At 35.8% G+C, this 25,508-nt stretch carries 22 protein-coding genes and 1 pseudogene; 15 read left to right on the forward strand and 8 right to left on the reverse strand.

The window, feature by feature from the left end:
* Positions 1–22: 22 nt before the first annotated feature.
* Entirely contained in the window at positions 23–1,291 is a 1,269-nt protein-coding gene (locus APB85_RS13215; RefSeq protein WP_057481898.1) for a chloride channel protein, read from the forward strand.
* A gap of 39 nt (positions 1,292–1,330) precedes the next feature.
* Here the strand turns inward: APB85_RS13215 and APB85_RS13220 are convergent, their stop codons facing one another.
* The 3 genes from APB85_RS13220 to APB85_RS13230 are packed head-to-tail and all read right to left on the reverse strand — an operon-like array spanning position 1,331 to position 2,958.
* Positions 1,331–1,987, reverse strand: coding sequence for a hypothetical protein (locus APB85_RS13220; protein WP_057481899.1), 657 nt, complete (start codon positions 1,985–1,987; stop codon positions 1,331–1,333).
* Positions 1,971–2,678, reverse strand: a complete 708-nt coding sequence (locus APB85_RS13225; RefSeq protein ID WP_057481900.1) for a hypothetical protein — start codon at positions 2,676–2,678, stop codon at positions 1,971–1,973. Before APB85_RS13225 ends, APB85_RS13220 begins: the two co-directional genes overlap by 17 nt.
* A 1-nt stretch (position 2,679) precedes the next feature.
* Complete coding sequence (locus APB85_RS13230; protein ID WP_057481901.1) at positions 2,680–2,958, reverse strand: helix-turn-helix domain-containing protein; 279 nt, start codon at positions 2,956–2,958, stop codon at positions 2,680–2,682.
* Between the two features lie 507 nt (positions 2,959–3,465).
* Between APB85_RS13230 and APB85_RS13235 the strand changes: the two genes are divergently transcribed.
* On the forward strand, positions 3,466–3,702 hold the full coding sequence (locus APB85_RS13235) for a hypothetical protein (protein WP_103294471.1): 237 nt from the start codon (positions 3,466–3,468) through the stop codon (positions 3,700–3,702).
* Between the two features lie 226 nt (positions 3,703–3,928).
* On the opposite strand, the gene katG is transcribed toward APB85_RS13235, so the two are convergent.
* On the reverse strand, positions 3,929–6,226 hold the full coding sequence (gene katG / locus APB85_RS13240; RefSeq protein ID WP_057481903.1) for a catalase/peroxidase HPI: 2,298 nt from the start codon (positions 6,224–6,226) through the stop codon (positions 3,929–3,931).
* A gap of 325 nt (positions 6,227–6,551) precedes the next feature.
* Here katG and APB85_RS13245 point away from each other — a divergent pair, with 325 nt between their 5' ends.
* The 13 genes and pseudogenes from APB85_RS13245 (at position 6,552) to APB85_RS13300 (ending at position 21,028) form a co-directional block, all read left to right on the forward strand.
* A complete protein-coding gene (locus tag APB85_RS13245; protein WP_057481904.1) occupies positions 6,552–7,976 on the forward strand; it encodes an MATE family efflux transporter in 1,425 nt (474 codons plus the stop codon).
* A 137-nt stretch (positions 7,977–8,113) separates the two neighbouring features.
* Positions 8,114–8,341: an ATP synthase subunit B family protein gene (locus APB85_RS13250; RefSeq protein ID WP_057481905.1), complete on the forward strand. Its 228-nt coding sequence runs from the start codon at positions 8,114–8,116 to the stop codon at positions 8,339–8,341.
* Between the two features lies 1 nt (position 8,342).
* Entirely contained in the window at positions 8,343–8,831 is a 489-nt protein-coding gene (locus APB85_RS13255; RefSeq protein WP_057481906.1) for a YqiA/YcfP family alpha/beta fold hydrolase, read from the forward strand.
* A gap of 160 nt (positions 8,832–8,991) precedes the next feature.
* Positions 8,992–9,888, forward strand: a complete 897-nt coding sequence (locus APB85_RS13260; RefSeq protein ID WP_057481907.1) for a helix-turn-helix transcriptional regulator — start codon at positions 8,992–8,994, stop codon at positions 9,886–9,888.
* A 38-nt stretch (positions 9,889–9,926) separates the two neighbouring features.
* Positions 9,927–10,592, forward strand: coding sequence for a class I SAM-dependent methyltransferase (locus tag APB85_RS13265; RefSeq protein ID WP_057481908.1), 666 nt, complete (start codon positions 9,927–9,929; stop codon positions 10,590–10,592).
* A 219-nt stretch (positions 10,593–10,811) separates the two neighbouring features.
* Complete coding sequence (locus APB85_RS13270; protein ID WP_057481909.1) at positions 10,812–11,192, forward strand: hypothetical protein; 381 nt, start codon at positions 10,812–10,814, stop codon at positions 11,190–11,192.
* 81 nt (positions 11,193–11,273) lie between these two features.
* Positions 11,274–11,687: a hypothetical protein gene (locus APB85_RS13275; protein WP_057481910.1), complete on the forward strand. Its 414-nt coding sequence runs from the start codon at positions 11,274–11,276 to the stop codon at positions 11,685–11,687.
* 188 nt (positions 11,688–11,875) lie between these two features.
* Positions 11,876–14,407, forward strand: coding sequence for a DEAD/DEAH box helicase family protein (locus APB85_RS13280; RefSeq protein WP_173636771.1), 2,532 nt, complete (start codon positions 11,876–11,878; stop codon positions 14,405–14,407).
* A 331-nt stretch (positions 14,408–14,738) separates the two neighbouring features.
* Positions 14,739–17,039 carry an N-6 DNA methylase gene (locus APB85_RS13285; protein ID WP_201780897.1) on the forward strand — a complete coding sequence of 767 codons (2,301 nt, stop codon included), beginning with the start codon at positions 14,739–14,741 and terminating at the stop codon, positions 17,037–17,039.
* Positions 17,039–17,776: a hypothetical protein gene (locus tag APB85_RS13290; protein ID WP_057481912.1), complete on the forward strand. Its 738-nt coding sequence runs from the start codon at positions 17,039–17,041 to the stop codon at positions 17,774–17,776. Before APB85_RS13285 ends, APB85_RS13290 begins: the two co-directional genes overlap by 1 nt.
* 16 nt (positions 17,777–17,792) lie before the next feature.
* Entirely contained in the window at positions 17,793–19,115 is a 1,323-nt protein-coding gene (locus tag APB85_RS13295; protein ID WP_057481913.1) for a DUF262 domain-containing protein, read from the forward strand.
* Positions 19,115–19,696: pseudogene (locus tag APB85_RS17700) on the forward strand (DUF262 domain-containing protein); the annotation flags it as partial. The gene APB85_RS13295 and the pseudogene APB85_RS17700, both read left to right, overlap by 1 nt.
* Before the next feature lie 12 nt (positions 19,697–19,708).
* Positions 19,709–21,028, forward strand: coding sequence for an HNH endonuclease family protein (locus tag APB85_RS13300; RefSeq protein ID WP_233432783.1), 1,320 nt, complete (start codon positions 19,709–19,711; stop codon positions 21,026–21,028).
* On the opposite strand, the gene APB85_RS13305 is transcribed toward APB85_RS13300, so the two are convergent.
* The 4 genes from APB85_RS13305 to APB85_RS13320 are packed head-to-tail and all read right to left on the reverse strand — an operon-like array spanning position 21,029 to position 25,439.
* On the reverse strand, positions 21,029–21,592 hold the full coding sequence (locus APB85_RS13305; RefSeq protein ID WP_057481915.1) for a GIY-YIG nuclease family protein: 564 nt from the start codon (positions 21,590–21,592) through the stop codon (positions 21,029–21,031).
* A gap of 1 nt (position 21,593) precedes the next feature.
* Positions 21,594–21,899 (reverse strand): hypothetical protein, encoded by a 306-nt coding sequence (locus tag APB85_RS13310; protein ID WP_057481916.1) that lies wholly within the window; start codon positions 21,897–21,899, stop codon positions 21,594–21,596.
* A 26-nt stretch (positions 21,900–21,925) separates the two neighbouring features.
* Complete coding sequence (locus APB85_RS13315; RefSeq protein ID WP_057481917.1) at positions 21,926–23,443, reverse strand: hypothetical protein; 1,518 nt, start codon at positions 23,441–23,443, stop codon at positions 21,926–21,928.
* A 16-nt stretch (positions 23,444–23,459) separates the two neighbouring features.
* On the reverse strand, positions 23,460–25,439 hold the full coding sequence (locus APB85_RS13320) for a DUF2779 domain-containing protein (RefSeq protein ID WP_057481918.1): 1,980 nt from the start codon (positions 25,437–25,439) through the stop codon (positions 23,460–23,462).
* Positions 25,440–25,508 lie beyond the last annotated feature (69 nt).

Raw genomic sequence — 25,508 nt, forward strand, 5'->3', positions numbered from 1 at the left:
TACATTATAGGTTCCTGAAAAGATGAATTTAAAACAGAAGAAAAAATTATTAAAGTATTTAAATATTTTAGACCATCCTGTCCGATTCAATCCTTTCGTTTTCAGTCGAGCTTTTTTACTATGGGCTTTACTTGGATTGATTGGTGGTGTAATAGCTGGAGTTTATTGGGTTGGACTTGAATTTCTAACTCATCAATTAGCATTTTTTAATGGTTGGCAGGTAATTCCTGTAATGGCCATTAGTGGACTTTTAGCCGGGTTGATAATTCATTTCATAGGAGACCCAGGAGAAATACATTTGATTGTAAATAATATTCGATTTAATAAGGGAAAACTTGACCCAAAAAATAATCCTTCAATGGTGCTTTCCTCCCTTTTGTGTGTTGCATCAGGTGGAAGTCTGGGACCAGAAGCACCTTTGGTACAAGTTACAGGGTCAACAGGTACCTGGTTAGGAAAATTATTTCGGCTCAAGGGCGAAGAACTAAGGTCTTTAAGTATCGCAGGAATGGCTTCAGGGTTTACTGCTTTATTTGGAGCACCTTTAGGCGGTAGTTTATTTTCTTTAGAAATACTTCATCACAAGCACGCAGTAGAATATTACAAAGCCATAATTCCTGCATTTGTAGCAAGTTGTTTTAGTTATTTGGTTTTTGCCTTAATTATTCATTTGGGTCTTGGTCCTATTTGGGATCTATCTGCTTATCAATACTCAGGAATTTTTGATTTCGCTTATGCAGTTTTATTCGCAGTAATTGGGGCTGCTTTTGGATGGGCGTTTATTTTTTGCACCAAATTTTTCAAATCACTTTTTGAAAAAAAACCACTTCCTATCTATATCAAAACATTAATTGGCGGGATCTTACTTGGTATCATAGCCTTTTATTTACCACTAACAAGATACTTTGGACATCATGAGATCAACGAGTTACTTACAGGAAATTTCTCATTAAGTTTATTGTTTGCAATTTTAGTTTTTAAGATCATAGCTATTTCAATAACCGTTACCTCGGGATGGAGAGGTGGATTCATTATTCCACTATTTTTTGTTGGTACAACTTTAGGAATAATTATCCATCATCTATTTCCGTCTATTAACCTGTCTTTAGCGATTGTAAGTTGTATGGCGGCAATAAATGCTTGTGTAACTCGAACACCAATGAGTACAACCATTTTACTGGCTACCTTAACAGGCTTTGGTCATATTATCCCAATCTTATTTGCAAGTCTCACAGGTTATTTTTTAGCTCCTAGAATACCTTTTATAGGTTCACAATTGGGAAAGGAGTAATTAGGTTCTGAAGGTACATACTGAAAATTAACTATCAAGCTATTTTCTTTTATCGGCAGTTTTTTCATCAAAAGTGACCAAATTAAAAAGCTGGCGCATTCTGCTTTTTACCCTCGATCCATAGCGCTCTTCAAGTTCATCGGAATCTAAATTTGTTGTAGCGTGAGTTCTTATTTTATGACTAAGAAACAATTCATATCGGGAAAGTAGAATTTCTCCCATCACATTGCAATCCTGACCATAGAACCTTCCTGCCGGTTCAACACCAAGGTCATCAAAGCATAAATAACTGCTATTTCCATAATCTTCAATTGTTTTAAACCCTAAATGGTGAAAAGCAAAAGCAATATTTCTGCAGGGAATAACCTGATATTCTTTTTGGTGGGGCACCAGGTATCGTAACAGCTTAAGAAAGCTTGTTTTTCCACAACCCACAGGCCCGGTTAGTAAAATTCCTTTTGCAGGATCAAGATCGAATTCCTGGCATTTTTCCTTATCCGCAATGATGTAATTACAAAGTTTGAAAAGTAATTTTTCATCTTTTCTGTACAGCTGAAATTCTTTTCCAAAGAGCATCTTGCCTTTTACCTGGAGATATTCTAGCATCAGTGGAAAATCATAAAATACTTCTTTTCCTCTAAATTTTCCAATCTTATAAACCACTCCGCCTTCTATTATTTCACAAGGGTTTTCCATAGTTCTTTTCTTTTTTAATTTTTAAATAATCAGGATTTTTCATTTTTAAATTCTGCTGAATCTCTTTAGATTTTTTCATCCACCGATGTGCTAAAGTCTGCCAGTTTACTACTGGGGTATCGCGATTAATTTTCCAACCTACAGCTTCGTAGTGTAGATAGAATTTAGAAGCTTCATTATCTGGCCAACCTTTTTCTTTAAAATATTTTAAAACTTCAAATTCACTTTTTGGCCAATAAGTTTTATTCTGTTTAATATGTTTAATATTGTTTATTTCATATACCGAAGCTATTTCGCTACTCTTACCGGACTCTTCTGCAACCTGTTCTAAAAAAGTTTCAAACTTATCCAGATCATCTACACTACAAATTGAATGCTCATCTTCTGCTTGTTCCTCACTAGTCCAAAAAATGGACATCTTAACCTGGCTACCCTTTAAGGGGTTTTTAGAAGGCAAGTACAAAATGTAATTCCAATCACTTAATTCTCTAATGCATTTATGGTAAGTTGAAAGCGAACCAACCTTTGAAGCTTCCATAATTTCCTGCCTTTGTATATAGAATTGTTTACAAAACCTAAATACATTCCAATACTGGAATAAAGCATAGTAAATACTTACGTGTGAGGGATTTAACCGTTTGTCTTCATTAAATCGATAGAAAACCTCGGTAAGATGTTTTATGTAATTCATATTAATCACTGTTATCTATCTTATACTTCTCCATTAATCGTTGCACGTCTTCCCAGTCATAAAAGACGGTACCCCCTATTTTTGTGTAAGGAAGATTCCCATTTATTCGGATATTCTGTAAAGTTCCCCAACTAATATCTAGCAGTTTTCTCACTTCAGAAGATTTCAAATACCTTTTATGGATTCCGGTTGAATGCTCTCTCAGTAATTTTTTAAGCTCCTCAAATAACTCTAGCTTAAAATTCATTAGATCATCGGTGGTAATTATTTCTTTTGGCATTTTTAAAATGGTTTTAGTTTAAAATCCCACCGATGGTTATACTTTTTACACGGCGGGATTTTGTTGATTTGACTTCTAATACAAATTTGAGTAGCTTTAAGAAAATAATTTCACTAGTTCCACCTGACTACGAGAAAATTTAACACCATTCCTAAATGGACGTAAATGAGGCTGAAATTGAGGAGTTTGGACAATTTTGAAGAGAAAAAATTTTAAAAAGGGAATAGAAATTGCATTTTCGGAGTTACGTTCACCTACCGAAAATTATAGCTCATTTTCACGGTTCACTTTTTGTTAAAAATTTCAGGTAATTTTCGTCCAGAAATTGGGTGAAACTAGCTTTCCTACCCTTATTATATAGCAATTACCCAGCTTGATTAAAGACTACTCAAATAGGGAAATTATATTTACGACGCCATATTTTATAGCTCATTAGGATAAAACAAATAAGAAGACGCCATATTTTGTCGCCAGTTAGATATATTATTGCAGTACAAAATAAAAGCGATGCGAACATTAGAAATAAAACTTTCCGAAGAACAATACCAACATATTCAGGAAGAGATCCAATATGGCGGCAGGAAAAACCTTGAAGAAGAAACGATGGGAGGCTATGAAATTACGCTTCACGTTGGTGTGCCTAATATCTATACTTATCTGGAGATGAATTATATTAATAAAATAGATCTGGGCGAAGTGGAGTGGAGTTTTAAAAATCTTAATAAACAATCTTCCGATAACTAAAGGATAGAAAGAAAAGGCAGCTGCTAGAAACCTCGATTTCAAACCTAATGTATTGGAGTCCAATTATATTAAAGTGCTTATTGATATTTCTATACTAACAGGAATAAACGCTTAATAATCCTTTTTATGGCCTATCGCCTAACCTGGAGAATAAGTTCTTAACTGATATAAAAAACCCGATACTATCATTGATAATATCGGGTTTTGAATATAAGCTGAATGAAGTTTAATCGTCTTTAACGTCGTATCTATCCAGCATCATCACTTTATCCCATGCTTTCACAAAATCTTTAATAAATCGTTCTTTTCCATCATCAGCGCCGTATACTTCGGCGATATTTCGCAGTTGTGCATTAGAACCAAAAATCAGGTCGCAACGGGTCGCTGTATATTTAATATTTCCGGTCTCTCGATCTCTAATGTCAAAAAGCATTTCCCTGTCGTTCTGAGGAACCCATTCATAGTCCATACTTAAAAGAACCTTGAAGAAATCGGTGCTTAAAGTTCCAGGACGATCAGTAAAAACTCCGTGTTTGGAGTGATCAAAATTTTGATCCAAAACTCTAAGGCCGGCAGTTAGAACAGTCCATTCCGGTGCATTTAGCGTAAGTAGCTGTGCGCGATCCAGGAAGATTCTTTCAGCAGGTATGTTGTAACCCACTTTATCATTGTGATAATTTTTAAAACCATCTGAAACTGGTTTCAGCCAGTCAAAACTTTCCACGTCGGTCTGCTCTGCAATGGCATCTGTACGGCCTGGAGTAAAAGGTACATTTACGTCGAAGCCACCATCTTTGGATGCCTTTTCGATAGCTGCACAACCGCCAAGCACTACAAGGTCTGCCAGGGAAACCCTTTTGTTTCCAGACTGGTTTCCGTTGAAATCATCTTTGATCGATCTTAGCGTTGACAAAACTTTATTGAGTTCATCAGGTCTGTTTAGATCCCAATTATTTTGTGGCTCCAACGCGATACGAGCACCATTGGCTCCTCCACGCTTATCTGAATCACGATAAATAGCTGCAGAAGACCAGGCTGCTGAAACCAATGCCGAAACCGAGAGGCCGCTGTCCAGAATATTTTGTTTTAGGCTGGTGATTTCTGCTTCCTCAATAAGATCGAAATCTCTTTTTGGTACCGGATCCTGCCATATTAAATCCTCTTCTGGAACTTCCGGCCCCAGGTAACGATCTTTTGGACCCATGTCTCTATGAGTCAATTTATACCAGGCTTTTGAAAAGGCGTTGGTGAAATACTCAAAGTCATTCAGGAATTTTTGACAGATTTCATTATAAGCAGGATCTACTTTTAGAGCAATATCTGAGGTCATCATCATCAAGTCGTTCATCTTTCCTTCCTCATGAGCATCCGGTGTTTTGGGAGCATTTGGATCCTTGGGAGTCCATTGAATTGCTCCGGCAGGACTTTCAGTCTTTTCCCATTCAAATTTGAAAAGATTTATGAGGTAATTATTATCCCAGCTTGTAGGGTCGGGCGTCCAGGAACCTTCAATTCCGTTGGTCATGGTGTATTTTCCAAAGCCGGTTCCTTCAGAATTTTGCCAGCCCATACCCATAGCCTGCATTGGTGCTGCTTCTGGAGCAGGACCAATTTTATCTGCGCTCGCCATTCCATGGCTTTTTCCGAAGGCATGTCCACCTGCGATCAATGCAACGGTTTCCTCATCGTTCATCGCCATACGCTTAAAAGATTCACGAATGGCCATTGCAGAGTCCTTAGGTTCGCCGTTTCCGCCGGGACCTTCAGGATTTACATAGATCAGAGCCTGGTGTGTTGCGGCCAATGGGTTCTCCAGGTCACGGTTCGGATCTGATGGTTCTCCTTTCCAGCGTAAATTCTGGGTTACCATCTCCTCAGGGTGCCCGTCATAATACTCCCCAACTTTAGATTCTTTAAAAGGCTTACCGTTCCAGAATTCAGGTCCCCAATAAGTGCTGCGATCGGGCTCCCAGGCATCACGACGCCCACCTCCAAAACCGAATGTTGGGAAATTCATGATCTCCAAAGCACAGTTTCCGGTAAGTACAATAAGATCTGCCCAGGAAAGAGAAGCTCCGTATTTTTGTTTTATAGGCCAAAGTAGTCTTCTGGATTTATCGATATTTCCGTTGTCCCACCAGGAATTAATAGGACCGAAACGTTGCAGTGCCTGCCCTGCTCCTCCACGACCATCTGCAATACGATAAGTCCCGGCAGAATGCCAGGCCATTCGAATCATTTGAGGGCCATAGTTATTATAATCTGCCGGCCACCAGTCTTTGGAGTCCACCAGCATTGCTTTTATATCTTTCTTTAATTCCTGAAGATCAATTTTATTGAAAGCTTCCTTATAATTTTCATCGCTCAACGGGTTTGCTACCGGTTGTTCCTGGTGAAGTAACTCTACCTGTAATCGGTTAGGCCACCAGTCGTCAAGTTGCGGTGATTTTCCCATCGCTCCGCCAACTCTGGTTCCTCTAAAAGGACACTGAGCCAGGTTTTCTGGATTATCCATGTTTTTCATAATAATAAGTATTCTTGGATTAAATAATAATTTTAATGTCGATTGGCTATTATCTTTCCCGGTAACAAATTTTCAGTTCTAGCCTTGTAACCTGACCTAATGATCCAATACCGAAGAGCTATAGTGATCTTTTAAATAGATATTGAAAAAAGGAAGAAAAATGTAGTCGTAATTATCGTTTGATTTTAAAAAGTAGAATTTAGGCAGATACTGACTAAATATAGGGTCTACAACCGTTAATTTTTTTTTAAAACATATGATTACACTAAAGACATTTTGAATTATCTTTCCCATTAAACCACGGTTTTATCTAATCCGCTGAGAAATGGAAGAAAGTTCTCAATCAATACCGGTAAAGTCGCCTAAAAGGAATTTGTGGAAAGCACTTTTAGAAGCTATTAAAGGTACAGAGGTCGATTATACTACAATCAGTCTGAATCGTGCTATATTTCTTTTAGCCGTTCCTATGATTCTTGAACTGGTTATGGAATCAACCTTTGCACTGGTTGACATTTATTTTGTTGGTAAGCTGGGAGCCTCAGCTGTGGCCTCTGTAGGTCTTACTGAAACCTATTTGTTTCTGTTATATTCTATTGGAATGGGACTCGCTATGGCAGTAACAGCAATCATTGCCAGGCGAATTGGTGAGAAGAAAGGAGAAAATGCAGCTGAATCTGCCGTGCAATCCATCATCCTTGCCATTCTATTCGCTATACCATTTTCCATAGCGGGGATTTTTTATGCTGAAGAACTTTTAGGCCTAATGGGAGCAGACGATTGGACTCTTACTAATGGCATTTCCTATTTTCAATGGATGTTAGGAGGGAATGTAGTAATAATGTTGCTATTTGTTATTAATGCGGTTTTTCGCGGGGCGGGAGATGCAGCTATAGCCATGTGGGTATTGGGAATCGCCAATGGAATAAATATCGTTCTGGATCCTTTGCTGATCTTTGGATGGGGACCAATTCCTTCTATGGGATTGGAAGGTGCAGCCATCGCAACCAATATTGGTCGCAGCCTGGGGGTACTCGTGCAGCTATGGATATTATTCCGAGGAGGAAAACACATTAAGGTGAAACTTTCACAATTGTATTGGAATACCAAAGCTATGCTCATTATTTTAAAAACATCAATGGGCGGCATAGGTCAAATGATCATAGGGATGACTTCCTGGATATTTTTAATGCGGATCCTGGCAGATATAGGAAGCGAAGCTGTGGCAGGAGCCACCATTGCACTTAGAATAATGTTATTTTGTATGATGCCTGCCTGGGGACTTTCTAATGCAGCCACTACCCTTGTAGGTCAAAACCTGGGCGCGAAAGATCCTCAACGAGCAGAATCCAGCATCTGGAAAATCGGTAAATATAATATGATCTTCTTGCTCCTGGTGTCAATTGTATTCTTCTTCTTTAATGAAAGGCTTATTGGATATTTTTCAGATACTCCCGAAGTAATTAAAGTAGGAGGAAAATGGTTGGAGATCCTTTCCTATTCCTTTTTCATTTATGGTTGGTGGATGGTAACCACCCAGGCATTTAATGGCTCTGGAGATACCACCACTCCAACAAAAATTAATTTTGTGTTTTTTTGGTTGATCCAGATTCCACTGGCTTATTTCCTCGCAATAAATCAGGATTGGGGATACTCTGGTGTATTTTGGGCTGTGTTTTTTTCAGAAACAAGCGCGGCTATCTTTACACTTTGGCTTTTTACCCGGGGAAAATGGAAAACTCAAAAAGTATAAACTTAGATTTTAATCGGCGCTATCCAATTATTTATTCCTTCCAGGCTTTTCGAACATTTTCAAAAGCCAAAATTTATTTATAGGCGTCATATTTTGTCGTGCCAGTTTGTTTAATTTGCTATATCAAAAATGAAAGAGTGAGTAGATCTAAACGCAAAACGCCAATTCTTACCAATGGTAAGGCTCCGTCTGAAAAAGATGAAAAGCAAAAAGCCAATCGCAAATTACGAAGAATCGTAAAAGAAAAATTAGCAGTTTTAGAAGAAGAGCTTCCGCAGAAAAAAGAAGTTTCCGATCGCTGGAATTGGGAAAAAGACGGTAAATCTTACCGAGCAGATCTAACCAAGAAAGAAAAAACCAAGTAAAATGAATATACTTTACCTCCACGGACTCCATAGTAAATTAAGTGACGAAAAAAGAGAAGTACTGAAACAATACGGCCAGGTTTTAGCACCTGATATAGATTATTCAGAAAAACATTTTCAACCCGATCTTATCCTAAAGGAATTCCCGAATACAGAATTCAATGTGGTAATGGGAAGTAGTATGGGTGCGTTAAATGCCTATGCTATTTCAGAAATCGTAGGCCGGTCGGCTTTATTGTTTAATCCGCCTTTAATTAAATATGAGGAAAGAGGAGCCAGCCATAAATTCACCCACGGATTATCCTCAAAACATATTTTACTGGGTGGAAGTGATGATGTAGTAGATGCCGCTAAAACCCTAAACTTTTTAGGACAAAACCTGCAAAAATCAGAACTGAATATCAAAGTTCTACCGGAATTAGGTCATCGTATCCCTATAGATGTTTTCACTGATCAGGTTAAAGAATTCTTTAAAGATGTTTGTGCTTAATTAAAAACGTCATGCCGAACTCGTTTCGGCATCTAACATAAAAGTATCCATGCTCAACTTAGACCCTGAAACCTGTTCAGGGTGACGATTAAGCTGAGCTAGGAATATTCAAAATTAAATAACCTAAACTGCGATTTACCGTTCTATTAAACAAAAAACTATGTCTTTACGCCAAACTATAAAACGCCATTATAAAATTATCTCTCTGCTTAGGTTACGCCCTATGAGTTATGAGGATGTTCAGGATGAAATGGCTGATGATCCCTGTTCTGTTGAGGAAAAGCTACTAACTTCTCAACGTACTTTTCAACGAGACCTGGAGGATATAGAATCTATACATAACATTGTAATAAAATGTAATCGAAGTACTAATAAATATTACATCAACGAGGATGTTGAGGAAACGCATTCTCAAAGATTACGGGAAAATTTTGACCTTTTAAATGCCATTAGACTTTCCAAGAGTTTTGGAAACCAACTTATTTTTGAGGAAAGAAAACCCCTGGGCACACATCATTTAGCGGGTTTATTACACGCCAGTCAGAATTTTTTAGAAGTAAAGTTTGAATATCACAAATTCTGGGATACATCAATTAGTAATCGCAGGGTTAAGCCTATTGCGCTTAAAGAAGCCCGGAACCGTTGGTACCTGATTGCTGAAGATACCAAAGATGATATTATTAAAAACTTTTCGCTCGATCGAATTAAAAACCTGGAAATTACCAAAGACAAGTTTAAGCCAATTGAATACCAGGCGTACGAAGAATTCAAGGATAGCTTCGGAATAATAAACGGCACAAATGAAGAGCCGCTTAAGGTTATCCTATCGTTTACCCCCAGGGAAGGCAGGTATGTAGAATCACTTCCACTACACCATAGTCAGCAGTTAATTTTGAGTAACGAGGAGGAGATCAGGTTTAGTTATTTTATTCGTCCTACCTACGATTTTAGAATGGAAATACTCTCTTATGGCGACCAAATAAAAGTAATAGAACCGGAAAGTCTAAAATCGGAAATCAAAAAAGAATTAAAGTCTTGTTTAGGCAACTATGAATAGCTGCTTATCTAATAGAGAAGTCAACTGAATCCAACATAATGACCAAGAAGAATCAACTAAAAAAGCCCTGGCCAACTAAAGATGCTATGGCTCAGATATATGAAAACAACCTTTGGGGCGGTAATCAATCAGAATTTTTCTCTGGAGATGGCTCGCATAATCCCGAGTTGATAAATCCATATTTAGAAACTTTGACCTCTTTTCTTACTGCTTTTAAAACTCCTCCGGTGGTTTGTGATCTGGGTTGTGGTGATTTTAATATTGGTAAAGAATTGGTTAAGCTTTCCAAAGAGTATATTGCCATAGACATAGTTCCAGAGCTTATAGCGCATAACAAGAAAACATTTAAAACAGAAAATTTAGAATTTCATTCTTTGGATATCGCAGAAGATGAATTGCCTGCCGCAGACTGTGTCATTCTAAGACAGGTTTTGCAACATTTATCGAATGCCGAAATTAAAAGTGTGGTAGAAAAGTTATATGATTATAAATATGTTATTCTAACCGAGCATTTACCGGAAGGGAACTTTGAACCCAATCAAGATATTATTTCCGGACAGGGAATCAGATTAAAAAAGCAAAGTGGTGTAAACCTTTTAGCGCCGCCATTTAATTTTAAGGCTGAGGAGGAAAAACAGTTATTAGCAATTAAGTCAACCAGATTTAAAGGAGTTCTAGTAACTACGCTTTATAAAGTATTTTAAACCCTTCTTAAATTTAGATGATTAGTAGTCAGTCCAAAGAGAAGTCAAGGGATAAGCACAGATTTCACTTGAATCCACGAGTGAAACCATAGGAATACATACGTTTTTCAACACTGGAAAAAATGAACAATTATAAATTATTATCTATTAAATTTTAAAATGATTATCAAATGAATTGTATATATTTTTCTCATCAGCTGTGTAATCAATGCTAACGTTTTGGCTCAGGCAGTAAAAGAAGAAAATAAATATGGAGAGAAGCTTTATTTTGTTGAGGGCAATACGCTAAAGCAAAAGGATAAATATGGCGAGGACCTATTTTACTGGAATAGCGAAGAAATTAAACTGAAGAATAAATACGGCAAAAGCCTTTATTTTTTGGATGGTAACACGGTAAAACTGGAAAATAAATATGGGGATCGCTTATATGAGTTTGATGGATATTATATCCGGTACCGTGATAAGTACGGTCCTAAAATCTGGTATTTAGATGGTAGAGTATTAAAACGAAAAGATAAATACGGCGAACCGGTTTATTATTTTGAAGGCATCCCTGATAAATGGGTACTGGTAGCTCTGCTGGATCTTGCCAGGGAATGATTTGAAAATTTTAATTTACGAGCTTACGACACCGGTTGTCTTTAACGTATTCCATATTAGCCGCAATAAATAAAGACAATTATGGAAGCTATACCCTTCTTCAGCGGACTATCAAAAACACAATCATTTGAAAAACTTTCAGAATTCACTATCAAAGAAGCGCTACTGGCTTGTGTGTTATCGGATTTTGATCCCGATTCTTTTATAATAGAAAATCACGATAATCGCTGCCTTACTTTTAATAATGAAAAATATCTTTTCTTTATATTGATCGAAGAAGACCATGAAATTCTTGCTGAAATCAAAGAGGCCATGGAAACCATTAAACATTTACATACTGCTATTATTCAAATAGAACTCGACCTTGATCTTTCAGATTATAAAAGGTATTATCGTTTAAGTATAAACAATATTATTAATGGCGGAATCCAAAGAGAAATTCCAGAGAAAAACCTCTTTTTCACCTTATTAAAAGATTTATACGGTAAAAACTGAAAATGAACTATAATTTTTCACAGTAAAAACTCAGCGATTCTCTTTAAATAGCTTTTAAAGCTTTAAGATTTTATTTAGATTTACCAATCCTATTTTAAATCAAGCCCCCTACTCCTTGATTTTATGTGGCTTTCAACCAACCACCGATTTAAAATGAAATTATTATTTCACAAAACATGTCTTTGTCAATGAAGAACGAAGCGCATGCAAGAATAAAAATCAACAAACTGCTTGAAGAAGCAGGTTGGCGATTTTTTGATAATGGCAAGGGGAAGGCTAATATCCTTCTGGAAAACCGTGTGAAGATTACCCAGGAATTGATGGATGCCTGGGGGAATGATTATGAAGAAACCACAGATGGTTCCTTAGATTTTCTGCTTCTCGATTCTAACGATAAGCCAATTTGTGTTCTGGAAGCAAAGAAAGAAAGCCTTCATCCACTTACCGCTAAGGAACAGGCAAGGAAATATGCCAGGTCTGTCGACTCTCGGTTTATAATATTATCTAACGGAATTATTCACTTTCTCTGGGATCTGAAAAAAGGAAATCCTAAACCTATTTATCAATTTCCTTCTGCTGATGAGATTGGAGCAATTAAGGAATGGAAACCAGATAGGAAGGCTTTAGCACAGGAAAGAATTTCAGAAGATTATATTGCCAAAGTGCAGATGCCCGATTATGCACAGAGGCCAGAATGGAAAGGTTCGGTTAAGGATAGTAAGGATTTTATCTGGACGAATGGTCTACGATTTCTAAGAAAATATCAGATTAAAGCAGTCGAAAAACTCCAGGAATCAGTAAAGAAGGGTAATGATCGCTTCCTTTTTGAAATGGCTACAGGTACGGGTAAAACACTTACTTCAGCGGCTGTAATCCGATTGTTTTTAAGAACCGAAAATGCAAGAAGAGTACTTTTTCTTGTTGATAGGTTAGAACTTGAAGATCAGGCTTGGAAAGCATTTACAAATTACTTAAAACCTGATTACAGTACATTCATTTACAAAGAACATAAAAGTGATTGGAGAAAAGCCGACATAATCGTTACTACAATTCAATCACTAATGTTCAATGATAAATACCGTTATTATTTTAAACCTACTGATTTTGACTTATTAATTTCAGATGAATCACATCGATCCATTTCTGGAAATGCACGCGCTGTTTTTGAATATTTTCATGGATATAAATTAGGTCTTACAGCAACTCCAAAGGACTATCTAAAAGGGGTTAATATCGATAAAACTCGAGAGAATGATCCACGTGAGGTAGAACGGAGATTGCTTCGAGATACCTACTCAACTTTTGGGTGTGAAGGTGGAGACCCAACTTTTCGATATTCTCTATTGGACGGAGTAAAAGATGGATATTTAATTAATCCGAAGGTTCTTGATGCCAGAACAGAAATTACAACCCAACTTTTAACTGATGAAGGTTATGCAGTTACTATAACTAATGAGGAGGGTGAAGAGGAAGAAGAAGTTTTTGTTTCCAGAGACTTCGAAAAGAAATTCTTTTCAGAAAAAACAAATAGTAGTTTTTGTCAGAGCTTTCTGGATAACGCACTTCGTGATCCCATTACCAAAGAGATCGGTAAATCTATTTTGTTCGCAGTAAGCCAGAACCACGCTAGAAAGATCACCGAAATTCTGAATGAGTTTGCGGAACAACTTTTTCCTGGTAAATATAATTCTGATTTTGCAGTACAGGTAACTTCTCAGGTCGCAGATGCACAGCAAATGACCATAAATTTCACCAATAATAATCTTAACGGAAAAACCGGTTGGTTAGAAGGTTATAAATCATCCAAAACAAGGGTTTGCGTAACGGTAGGGATGATGACTACTGGTTATGATTGTCCAGATCTTCTGAATATCTGTATGATGAGGCCTATTTTTAGTCCTGCAGATTTTGTTCAGATTAAAGGAAGAGGAACCCGAAAGCATACGTTTGAGTTTATTGGTAAAAACGACCTGGGGGAAGAAGAAAAAATTCAATTTGAAAAAGAGATTTTCAAGCTGTTTGATTTCTTTGCGAACTGTGAATATTTTGAAGAGAAATTCGATTATGATGAAAAACTAAACCTTCCAAAACCAAAGAAAGGGAATGATGGAGGCGAAGGTGATCCAAGGAATTTAGAGAAATATACGAGTTACAAACCTGATCCATTACTCACGGTTAACGAGCAGACAATAGGCTACGAGGGAATGAAAATTGATCGTATGCTCTTTAAAAAGTTTGAGGATCGAATAGTAATGGATGACATTATAAAAAAGAATGTTGAACTAGGGAACTGGGAGCAAGTGGTCACACACATCCAGCAGGAGATTTTTGATAAACCAGATGAATATTTTGATCTGGAAAAGCTTAGAAAAGCGGCAAAAATAGACCGAAAGGTTTCTATAAGGGAAGTCGTGGAAAAAATATTTGGAATTATTCCAAAATTTAAATCTAAGGATGAATTACTTGAAGAAGAGTTTACCAAATTTATGTCTCTTTATCCACCTGGGGAGGATGTGAACATCAGAGCTTTAAAATACTTTTTTAAAGCCTATATAGTAGATCAGGATATTCGTAAGATTATCAATGCAAAGGATTTTCACGCCTTACAAACCAACCCTACATTAACCATAGCTCAATTTAAAAAGGTTGATGCCAAATACCGCGAAGTAATTCCGGGTTATATAAAAGATTATATCAATTTAAAGCAGTTCGCTGCCTGATAAAGATTATATGTTAGATAGTACTACTCGCAAGAGGATTGACGATTGTCGTGATATTTTAGTAGGAAAATTACCGGACCCCAAAGCACAAATTGAACAGATTACCATAGGCTTGATATACAAGTTTATGGACGATATGGATAAAGAAGCGATTGAATTAGGAGGAAAGCCTAAATTCTTTTCTAATTTCAAACTTCCAGATCCTGAGCATCCGGAAGATCGCTCAAAGGATAAACTTGTTCAATTTGAACAATACAGATGGGATAATTTATTCAATAGCAAAGTGACGGCTGCAGAGATGCTGCGACTGTATTCTGAAGCTATTGAGAATATGGAAAAGAACCCGAACATACCTCAGTTGTTTCGAGATATTTTCAATAACGCCTATTTGCCTTACCGCGATCCCGAAACTCTTAAGATGTTTTTAAAAACGATTGGGGAGTTTGAATACACTCATAGTGAAAAGCTGGGAGATGCGTTCGAATATTTATTGCAGGTGATGGGTTCTCAGGGAGATGCAGGTCAATTTAGAACTCCGAGGCATATTATTGATTTCCTGGTTGCAATTGTAGATCCGGGAAAGAATGATACTATACTCGATCCAGCCTGTGGTACGGCAGGATTTCTAATTTCTGCCTACAAACATATCCTATTAAAGAATGCAAAGGCTAATGAAAAAGGGCTTGACATTTATAGTTATAATAATAAAAATGATAAACCACCTTTTAATAATCTCGGAGATAATCTAACACCAGACCAGAAGAAGAAGCTTGTGCAGAATTTTGCTGGCTACGATATCTCGCCTGATATGGTGAGGCTGAGTTTGGTGAATTTATATCTCCACGGGTTCCCTGAACCACATGTTCATGAATATGATACCCTGAGTAGTGAAGCGAGATGGAATGAAAATTTTGATGTGATCCTGGCGAATCCTCCCTTTATGAGTCCTAAAGGAGGGATTAGACCACACAAGAAATTTACGATTAGTAGTAAGCGAAGTGAGGTACTTTTTGTTGATTATATAGCGGAACATCTCAATCCAAAAGGTCGAGCCGGAATTATTGTTCCTGAAGGGGTTATTTTTCAGAGCGGAACAGCCTATAAGGATCTGCGTAAAATGTTAATCGAAAACCAACTTTATGCAGTTGTTAGTTTACCTGCCGGAGTTTTTAATCCCTATAGTGGAGTAAAAACCTCCATTCTCTTATTGGATGCTGAAATAGCTAAAAAAAGTAACGAAGTTCTTTTTATCAAGATCAAAAATGACGGTTATAATCTTGGTGCACAAAGAACTGCTATGAAAGGAGGTCAGTTAGAAGAAGCTATTATTACCGCTAAAGCTTTTAAAAATTTAATTTCAAAAGGAGAGGATTTTGCAAATACTTCCTTCGCTCATTCAGTATATAAAAAGGAAATTGCTAAAAGTGGGGAGTATAATTTAAATGGAGATAGATATAAAAATATTGATGCTGTAAATTCTAAGTTCGAATTTGTCAAACTTTCAGAAATATGTGATGTCCGAGATGGAACTCACGACAGTCCAAAATATGTTGAAAATGGATATCCATTAATTACTTCTAAAAATATTAAAGATGGGTATATTGATTTTTCAAATGTTAATAATATATCTGAAGAGGACCTTAATAGAGTAAATAAAAGGTCTTTTGTTGACGATGGAGATATTATTATGCCAATGATAGGTACTATAGGTAACCCTATAGTTGTGAAAAAGGAACAGGAATTTGCAATAAAAAATTTGGCTCTTATAAAATTTGAAGAAAGATCAAGAATCAATAATCACTATTTAAAGGCAGTTCTTGCATCAGATTATTTTAGTGAAAATTATAAAAATTTCTCGTCAGGTTCAACTCAAAAATTTATCTCTTTAACTTTCATAAGAAACCTTGAAATTCCCCTACCACCTCTACCCATTCAGGAGGAAATTGTAGCTGAAATTGAAGGCTATCAAAAGATTATTGATGGGGCTAAAGCGGTAGTAGAAAACTATAAACCAAAAATTGAAATTGATCCGAAGTGGGAGATGGTGGAATTTAAAGATGCACCTCTGGAAATTATCGACGGTGATCGAGGAAAAAACTATCCAAAAAAATCAGATTTTAATAGTGAAGGGTTCTGCTTATTCCTAAGTACAAAAAATGTTAGAGATAACGGTTTTTTATTTGAAGATCTATCATTTATCTCTGAGGAAAAAGATAAGGCATTAAGAAAGGGAAAGCTTGATAGAGAGGACGTTTTACTTACTACAAGGGGGACAGTTGGAAATACGGCGTACTATGATAGTTCAGTAGCCTATAATAACATTCGAATAAATTCCGGAATGCTGATATTTAGAACCGAACAGAATAAATTATTACCTGAGTACTTATATTATTTTTTCCAATCTGAAAATTGTAAGTCTCAGTTCAAGAAAATAATATCCGGTGCTGCTCAACCTCAATTACCAATAAGAAGCCTGAAAAATGCATATATACCAATACCGACTCCAGAGATCCAAATTAAAATCGTAAATAAAATAAAAAAAGAACTAACCTTAGTGGATGCTAATCATGAGCTCATTGAGATTTTTAAGCAAAAAATAAAAGATAGAATTGCTAAAATTTGGGGGGAATAATGGAAGAAGCTTACGAAATATTAGATTATTTGCCCATTCGGTTTAAGGAAGCTACTGAAGAAGAATATATTAAATTTCTGTGGGAAGCTTTTGAGAGTAATTATCAAAATGAGAAATACCAGTTTTCATTTATGGCTTACCATATGCTCTTTATGAGCTCTGTCTATTTCAATGTCTGGCAAATAAAATCTATTAGAGAAGACGATTTTCATAAAATTCGGTTAGGTTTTAATGAAGATTTCGGAAATGCTACCAGCCCCTTTAATTTCAGCAAAGAGAATGAATCAAGAGTTCTTGATCTCTTAAGATATACCTGTGCTTCCCATTCAGATGTCAAATCTTTAATTGGACAGTATAAAAAGCTTGTAAAAGAGAGGAATGGAGTTGCACACGCAAATGGGTCAATTCCTTTCAGGACTAGCTCATATTTAGAGACAAGAGTTAGTGACATAATTCGATATACTGCAGAAATTCAATCTTACAGTAAGCCAATTATTCAGGAATGTTTTAAGAAGTTTTTAATTGAAAGTCAGGATGAAGAGACAAGGCCATATGTTGATATTTCGGAACAAATTAATGAGGTTTTAATACATGAACATTATTTGTCTCAAAAGGACCTGGAATTTTGTCTGGAGTATGATATTTCAAATTTAGCTGATGAACCCAATTATATTGAAATAGAGAAAATTTTTCAAGAACTCCAAACTCAGTATTCACCTGAAGATCTCGAAGTTTAATCCAAGCCTTTTACTAATGTCAAAAATTTGCCCTCCAGAAATTATATCTGTAAAGAATTTAGTTACCACTAAGATTGAAATTCCAGGCTATCAACGCCCATATAAATGGCGATTGAAAAATGTGGATGATTTACTTAATGATATTATATTTTTTAGTTCAAAAAAACCTTCTTACAGGTTAGGTACGGTAATTATCGATAGGTCAAATGATATTGACGAAATTGTTGATGGTCAACAGAGACTATTAACCTTAGTACTTATTTCGAAAGCCTTAGAGGAAAAATCAATGCTAGAAGAATCAGATAAGTTTGAAATTCCTCTATTAAAAGAAGACTTTACACATTCTATTTCCAGAATGAACCTCTTAAGAAATTACCAACATATTTTGACAAGAATTGGAGATTTCAAACCAGAGGTAATAAAATTTTTCCTTTACCAATGTGAGTTGGTGAAGGTTTCTATAGGTAGTATAAGAGAGGCATTTCAATTCTTTGATTCTCAAAATTCAAGAGGAAAAGCTTTGTATCCTCATAATTTGCTAAAAGCATTTCATTTAAGAGAAATGGAGGACGCAAGCGACGATGAGAAAATTAATGCTGTTCAGAATTGGGATGCAACGGAATCTTTAAAACTAAAAAATTTGTTTGGAAGCTATCTATATAAAGTTCGAAAGTGGTCTAAAGGTAAAGCAGCAATGGACTTAACAAATGATGAATTAGATATTTTTAAAGGTATTAAACTGAGTCAGGCGGAGCAATTCCCTTATGCCAGAAGTTTTGAAATGAATAATACTTTTCTAAACAATTATGATAAATTTTCTGAAGATTCTAATCCCCCTGCATATCCACAACAATTAGATGGGGTTATTATAAATGGAAAACGATTTTTTGAATTTACTAATCAGACCCTGGCTAATATTGAGTTTATTACGAACTATGATAGTGAGTTCTGGAATGCAATTTATTCTAATCAAACTTCTAATATTCTTAAATTTTTAAGAGGTAATGGTGGCCAAAATAGAAAGGGAGATCAATATTGTAAATTGTTATTTGAAAATACCATACTATATTATTATAGCAAGTTTCACAACCATCAATTAGAAAAGATACTACCTATAATTTTCTTATGGTCCTTCAGAGAAAGATTAAACCTGAAAGCCGTGAGGTATGAAACTATCAATAATCATGCGAATCACTACAATAGTCTTTTCCACACTATAAAGGAAGCGCTTGATCCTTCTGAATTACTTTTATACCAATTAAAACCAGTAAAATTTAATTTTGAGAATGTCTACGGATTAGATGTAATATTTGAGAAATATAATAAGTTAAAATCATAATGAACCAACCTGTTTTTGTTCCCATAGGAGAGCTTTTCCAAGATTGTAAATATTCCATTCCTTTATACCAAAGAGAATATGCCTGGACAATAGAACATATTTCTCAACTACTTTCAGATATAGCAAGTAATGCAGAGAAAAACTTTGAGACAAACTACTATCTAGGCACGCTAGTTTTATTTGATGAAGGTGAAAACTTTCAAGCTATAGACGGACAGCAACGGCTTACAACCTTATTCCTGTTACTGTGTCATTTAAAAACACGGGAAAGTAGAAATTTCACTCAGGATTCTATTTGCTTCGATTCGAGAGACCGATCAACCAGAACCTTAAGGGCAATATTTAATGGGGATAATGATATTGATCACGCAGAACCAAATATTCTCGCAGGTTGGGAATCTATTCAACAGCAGTTCGAAAACATTTGTAAGGAGTTTTCTCTTTCGACTGATAAGTTCATTGACTATCTTGAAGATAAGGTTCAATTGTTAAAAGTTTTTGTTCCTGAGCATACTGATTTAAATCATTATTTTGAAATCATGAATGTGCGAGGTGAGCAGTTAGAAAAGCACGAGGTATTGAAATCGAGGTTGATGGAAAGGTTAGAGACTGAACAGGATCGAAATCTATTCTCGAAGGTGTGGGATTCATGCAGTGATATGAATAAATATTTGCAGCTTTCCCTGGTTAAAACTAATAAGGATATTGAAAAAGTTTTTGGTGAGAATTGGAATGAACTGCCTTCAAAATATGAAGAGTTATTTGATAAATATGCAGACTTTCAGGAGGAATTGGATTCTGAAAAGAAGAATAAAGAGAAGAAAGATGATCTTTCTTTGGAAGAATTATTAAAAGCCAAGGTGGCTGTGGATCCAGAAAAGTCCAAAAATCAGGAAGAATGGAGTAGTTTAACCTCAGTAATAAATTTTCCTAATTTTTTATTGCAGGTTCTCAGTGTTTTTTGTCCCGAAACGGATATTGCTTTGGATGATAAAAGGTTGCTAGAACAGTTTGAACCTTTTTATTCAGGTAAGATGGATAAATTCCCACTCCCGGAAGTTTTTGTGAAGGAGTTTTGTTATGCCCTTTTCAAATCGAAATTTCTTTTTGATAAATATATAATAAGGAATAGAGAAGAAAATAATGAAACTGAGTGGCTATTAAGAGAAATCAGACCCTACAGTAAAGGTTACAATTGGGTTGAGACATTTGGTGCTAATAAGAATGATAATATTCAGGAGAATATAATTATGTTACAATCAATGTTTCATGTTTCCTTTCCTACCCGGAATTATAAAAACTGGTTTACTGCAGTACTAAATTATTTATACAAGAATGAAAATAGAGGCAAAATAAAAGGTGATGAATTCAAAACCCATTTAATGAAAATGAGTGATTCATTCTATTTTGATCGTGATGGTGCAGAACCTCTGCCGTATCGTAAAATAATTTTTGAAAATAATTGCGAGGCAGAAAAGGACTCTGTTAATGAAGAATCATTTATAATGGGGGTTGATACAAAGAATTTTGTGTTCAACAGGTTGGATTATAAGTTATGGGAAAAAAGAGATGAATTAACATGGCCTGAGAATTCGATTAAAATAATCAACAACTTTAAATTTACCTTTAGGAGTTCTGTGGAACATTTTTATCCAAGAAATCCGAACACAGGTCTGAAAGCAACTTATAATGTTGATAAATTTGGAAACCTCTGTTTGATTGATAGAGGGAAAAATTCTCAATTAAGTAATAATGAACCTTTGGCAAAAGTAAGCTTCTATAAAAACACTTCTAACGTTGATAGCCTAAAACTGCATTTAATGATGGCTGATGCGGATAAATGGGCAGAAGAGAAAATTGTGGAGTGTCATGAAAATGCTATGAAAGAAATGCTGAACTCCCCATCTGTTTAATTAATGTTTACCAATCCAGGGTTTCATTTTTTCTCTTAACTCCCTTTCTAGATGCTTTAATAAGAATTGTTTGATGTCTTTTGGACTATCCTTCAAATCTTCAGGTAGCTCCCAAAAAGAATATTTTATGTTTTGAGGTGTGAAAAACTTTCTATCCTTGAGCTTTAATCCATAGGTTGTAATTTCGCCTTTGTGATTTATATGTTCATTTATTCTGCTACCTAAATTTTCAGCTTTACCAATATAAAATGGATACCAGTTTTCGGTGTTGATCTCATCGTAAAAGGAAAATTTTGATTTTATAATCCTGGGATAATTACTATAACCATCAAAATTCCAATCTGCTGATAACTCTTCAAGAGAATAGGCTTTTAAAGGCTTGATGTAAAATACATAAATACCAAACCTCTTGAATAGCCTTCTATATTTTGTGCCACTAATAAATTCAGCATTTAACCTGAAATCATTAATAATAGCGCTGTAAATATTCGCATCATTAAACCTTTTTCTGGTCTTTGTCCACAAAGATTTAAATTCTGAATTAAAATTAATTATCTCATTCATATTAATCTAATCCAAAGAAATCATCAACATCAAACCCTTCCCTGCTGTCTTCATCAGGAAACATCATATTTAAGGTTGCATCTCTACGCTCATCTGGTGTTTCCCATTCTTTATTAAGCCTGTCAAACCGATTCTGCAAAATTTCGAGTTCCTGTAATTTTTTATCGTCAAATTCACCTTCCCAAGCATTACCAAACATATCCTGAATTTGATAATATAAATCCTGTAGTTTTTCGTCATCATCATAGTCGAAATCCTCTAAAAGATTTTCCATTTCCTCAATTCGAGCTTCTATAAGTTTTTTCATTTTTTAATTTGTTTAACCGATGAATATTAGCCAGCCTTCATATATAATTTAGGCTCTGGACCTCTGTTATCTATAAGTACTTCAGATTCTCTGGAGAAACTGTTTAATGCCTCTAAGTTTAAAGAATGAACCGTCTCTATACTCTTTTTATTAATGTCACCAAGAAGGTCGAATTGTTCCTGAGCGGTCTGAATCAAAGACTGAATATCTGCCTTGTCAATATTACTTTCTGATTTTAATTCTGTAAATCTGGTAAGTATGATTTTCTGAAAGTTTTTCACTTCTTTATCTAAGGAGCTATGTAGTAAATCTTCTTTTTTAAAACTGCTTAATTCAGCTTTCAGTTCTCCTATTTTAGCTATCCTGTCACCTGATAAGTCCTTTACAGCGAGATTCATTTTTAATTCAATCAGTCTTGAAATTTGGTAAAGTTCTTCTGCAGTGATAGCAGACTTAAAGGTGTAGAAAGGAGCCAAATCATCTATCTTATTATTAATCTTTTTCACTTTACCTTTTGAATTTGAAAGCACCTTCCCCACAGAACCACTAACGGATTTCCAACGACGGCCAATGCTGGATGTTGAAACTTTATCTACAGCGCCATTTACTCCTCCCTTCAAACTAATAAGAGCTTTTTCTAAATTGTTTGCGTCACTCAAATCTAATTCTCCTTGTTCTAATTCAAAATTTTCTGGTCGCACAAATTGGATAAGTGAGTTAATAGCTTCTTTGCTAGCAATGAAATATTCATTTCTGATAACCTGTAAGTCGTATGATATTTGTTTCAGGTTTACAAAATCTTCTATAGTAAAAGCTGATTTGTTACTGTATTTCTGCAATTGATGAAAGGCATATTTCATTTTAGCCTCTCTTTCAATATGATGCATTCTTTCAAGGTTATCTAGTTTATCTAGTACTTTATTTAATTGGGTGGTAATACCATTAAAATAATACTGGCCTGTCAGGATACTGGCAAACTGAATTGCCAGCAGAGGATTGAAGGCAGATCCGCCTGCCTGGGTGAACCCAGCATGTTGTTGAAATTGGCCATTTCCACCTCGGGTAATAGAACCAAAAGTACCATTTTGATATCTTATTAATTTATCAGGACTAACAGTTGCTTGAAATAGACCTTTTGTAGATTGGGTCGCAGCTCCCCCTATGGAGGCTCCGGTAGATGCTAAGCTTGACATCATCGAAGAAAGCTGGTATTGTCCCTCTTGCGAATGTCCAATTTCAAAGAAGTCTTTTGAAATTAATTCACTTTCCTTAAGTGAAAAGCTAATTTGGTTATTTTCATTTTTACCTCCTAAACTAAATTTACGAATGATAGGCAATTTAATTTCATGTCCCTCTTCTTCATTTTCAGGGTTTTGAGCATTTAGATATTTTATCTCTGTTTTCGTTGGATTGGCTTTGAGATATGATATTTCTGCTATTAGTTTCTCATTTTGCGCAGTTAAAAGTTTTTGGTTCTCTAGGTTTTCGAGATTGTTTTCTCTTAATTTATCGATTCCTAAAATAGATTGTATCCAATTTTTCATGTGTGATTAAGATTGATTAATTCGGAATGTTTAATTCTTTTTTACATTTTTCTCTAAAGTACTCATAGATCATCACCATTGCCAGAGTATCTAGTTCACAATACCTGAGTAAACTTTCCCTGATCGCTTTTCTTTCAATTCTAGGTACATCCTTAAACTGTAATTTTTGGTAGGCGAAGAGAGCGGCTCCTCCATCCTTGATTTCAGTAAGGCTTTCCGAAACTTTTTCTAATTGTTCATTATCCCAGCCATCAAAGACCGAGGGTAATGCCTTATATGGGCTAACCGGCTTTCCGTTCTCGAACTTCAGAAATACATGATCATCTGTAAAATTCCTGCTGGTGAGATTTAAATTGGCTATTGGCTGCTGGTATTTTTTCTGCAGGAATTCACTGGAATGCAGAACCGCTGGGAGAATTGCTTTGATTGAGTTTGATCCGCCGGTCACAGGATCGTAATAATAATTTACCACGGTCTTTTGAAGATCTATCATATCCCTATCACCACACCATATTTTTGCATTTTTACCAGTGTTGTGGCTAATAGTTTCTATAAAATCCAATAACTCCTGTTTGTCCGGTTCATCAGAGGTGAGTAACTGATTATAGACCACATTTACTATGGTGTTCTCATGATTATGATACCTGAAAATACTGCCATCATTCTGTGATAAGGAATTCTTTAACGCCCTAATAAAATCGAAATTTGGAAAAGCTCCAATTTCAGTATTCAGGTACTCGCTGAAATGCTCTACCGTTCCATCTTCGTAAACAGTATGATGGCTAAATTGGAATGCCAGCTGCTCATATGGATGCATTCCGGCTACAAATGGAATTGCCACCGCAGTAGTTTCAAAATCGATAAAATTCAGCGGATATTTCCAGGAACCCAGTTCTTCCCGCAGGTTATCAATATCAAAATAAGGAGAATCATCCTGTTCCTGATGTTTTTCTACCTGGAGCCACTGTCGCTCAGACCGGCTTAACTTTCCTGCTGCCGGCCGAATATCAATATCATTTTCGGTTAACTCATCCATGAAGTAACGACCCTCTTCAATAGCCTGTTTTGCCGGATTATACCAGACATCATAAACTTTGGGCTGATCGATCCTTTCCTTTGATATCTGTAATTGCTCCTGCCAGCATTCATGAAAACCGCTTTTGAAGCCATTGGAATGATTCTCTGTGATAAACTCACAGCCTTTACAATGCGGGCCTATCTCAGTAAACAGTTTAGAATCCTCCCGGTAATGCACTCTGAAATGTTCTACAGTTTCTTGAAAAGAGCGGGTATCATCCACCGGATTCTGATTCAGGATCAGATCTATCTCTTCATCAACATTGATGTCAAATAAAATAGGATTACCCAGATCTGCTTTGGTAAGCCCTTCTTTTTTCTCGATACCTGTGCGCAAATCTGAGTTGGAAATAACTTTAAAGCATTGATGCAGTCCATCTACAGTGGTTACGGCATCTTTATCGGCAAGTTTAAGATAGGAAGATATGTCCCATTCAGGATAGCAACACTGAATAACATATTTTTGAAAAGCAATATCATATAAGTAAAGGTCCCAGCCACCGCCCAGTTTCCCATTTGATTTAATAAAGGATTGATGATCTACACTCCTGATGGACTTGGCTTTTACCTCAATAAGTTTGATATTATTTCCTTTTTTCACAAGTATATCTACCCTTACAAAAAGGTTATCGACCAGGAATGCAGGTTCAAAGATTGTTATATTTTCCTGTTCAAGAAGTTTTCGTGTTTTTTCAGCCAGCAGGTCGTAATTATAATCATCTCCAATAATGGCAATGCCATCGGGATAATCCATTCTTGCGAGTTCTTCAACCTGAAACCCACCTTGTGCAAGTGCCTCCAGGAATGAATCGGAATCGCTCTTATTTTTATACTCTTCCTTACGGGTATAATAAAGTTTGGTAGGACAATCTAGGGCCAGTTTAAAACGGGATTTAGTTAGATATCTTGGAGACGGCATGTTAAATAGTTTATAGATAACTCTTAAAAATAATAAGTCCAAAAGCTAGAACCTGTCGTTTTGAAGAAA

It is taken from the genome of Salegentibacter mishustinae (assembly GCF_002900095.1).
GTDB lineage: Bacteria > Bacteroidota > Bacteroidia > Flavobacteriales > Flavobacteriaceae > Salegentibacter > Salegentibacter mishustinae.

Coding starts and splice junctions, on each gene's coding strand:
- APB85_RS13215 (WP_057481898.1), top strand. CDS start 23: ATGAATTTAAAACAGAAGAAAAAATTATTAAAGTATTTAAATATTTTA.
- APB85_RS13220 (WP_057481899.1), bottom strand. CDS start 1,987: ATGGAAAACCCTTGTGAAATAATAGAAGGCGGAGTGGTTTATAAGATT.
- APB85_RS13225 (WP_057481900.1), bottom strand. CDS start 2,678: ATGAATTACATAAAACATCTTACCGAGGTTTTCTATCGATTTAATGAA.
- APB85_RS13230 (WP_057481901.1), bottom strand. CDS start 2,958: ATGCCAAAAGAAATAATTACCACCGATGATCTAATGAATTTTAAGCTA.
- APB85_RS13235 (WP_103294471.1), top strand. CDS start 3,466: ATGCGAACATTAGAAATAAAACTTTCCGAAGAACAATACCAACATATT.
- katG (WP_057481903.1), bottom strand. CDS start 6,226: ATGAAAAACATGGATAATCCAGAAAACCTGGCTCAGTGTCCTTTTAGA.
- APB85_RS13245 (WP_057481904.1), top strand. CDS start 6,552: ATGGAAGAAAGTTCTCAATCAATACCGGTAAAGTCGCCTAAAAGGAAT.
- APB85_RS13255 (WP_057481906.1), top strand. CDS start 8,343: ATGAATATACTTTACCTCCACGGACTCCATAGTAAATTAAGTGACGAA.
- APB85_RS13260 (WP_057481907.1), top strand. CDS start 8,992: ATGTCTTTACGCCAAACTATAAAACGCCATTATAAAATTATCTCTCTG.
- APB85_RS13265 (WP_057481908.1), top strand. CDS start 9,927: ATGACCAAGAAGAATCAACTAAAAAAGCCCTGGCCAACTAAAGATGCT.
- APB85_RS13275 (WP_057481910.1), top strand. CDS start 11,274: ATGGAAGCTATACCCTTCTTCAGCGGACTATCAAAAACACAATCATTT.
- APB85_RS13280 (WP_173636771.1), top strand. CDS start 11,876: ATGAAGAACGAAGCGCATGCAAGAATAAAAATCAACAAACTGCTTGAA.
- APB85_RS13285 (WP_201780897.1), top strand. CDS start 14,739: ATGGAAAAGAACCCGAACATACCTCAGTTGTTTCGAGATATTTTCAAT.
- APB85_RS13290 (WP_057481912.1), top strand. CDS start 17,039: ATGGAAGAAGCTTACGAAATATTAGATTATTTGCCCATTCGGTTTAAG.
- APB85_RS13295 (WP_057481913.1), top strand. CDS start 17,793: ATGTCAAAAATTTGCCCTCCAGAAATTATATCTGTAAAGAATTTAGTT.
- APB85_RS13300 (WP_233432783.1), top strand. CDS start 19,709: ATGGAAAGGTTAGAGACTGAACAGGATCGAAATCTATTCTCGAAGGTG.
- APB85_RS13305 (WP_057481915.1), bottom strand. CDS start 21,592: ATGAATGAGATAATTAATTTTAATTCAGAATTTAAATCTTTGTGGACA.
- APB85_RS13310 (WP_057481916.1), bottom strand. CDS start 21,899: ATGAAAAAACTTATAGAAGCTCGAATTGAGGAAATGGAAAATCTTTTA.
- APB85_RS13315 (WP_057481917.1), bottom strand. CDS start 23,443: ATGAAAAATTGGATACAATCTATTTTAGGAATCGATAAATTAAGAGAA.
- APB85_RS13320 (WP_057481918.1), bottom strand. CDS start 25,439: ATGCCGTCTCCAAGATATCTAACTAAATCCCGTTTTAAACTGGCCCTA.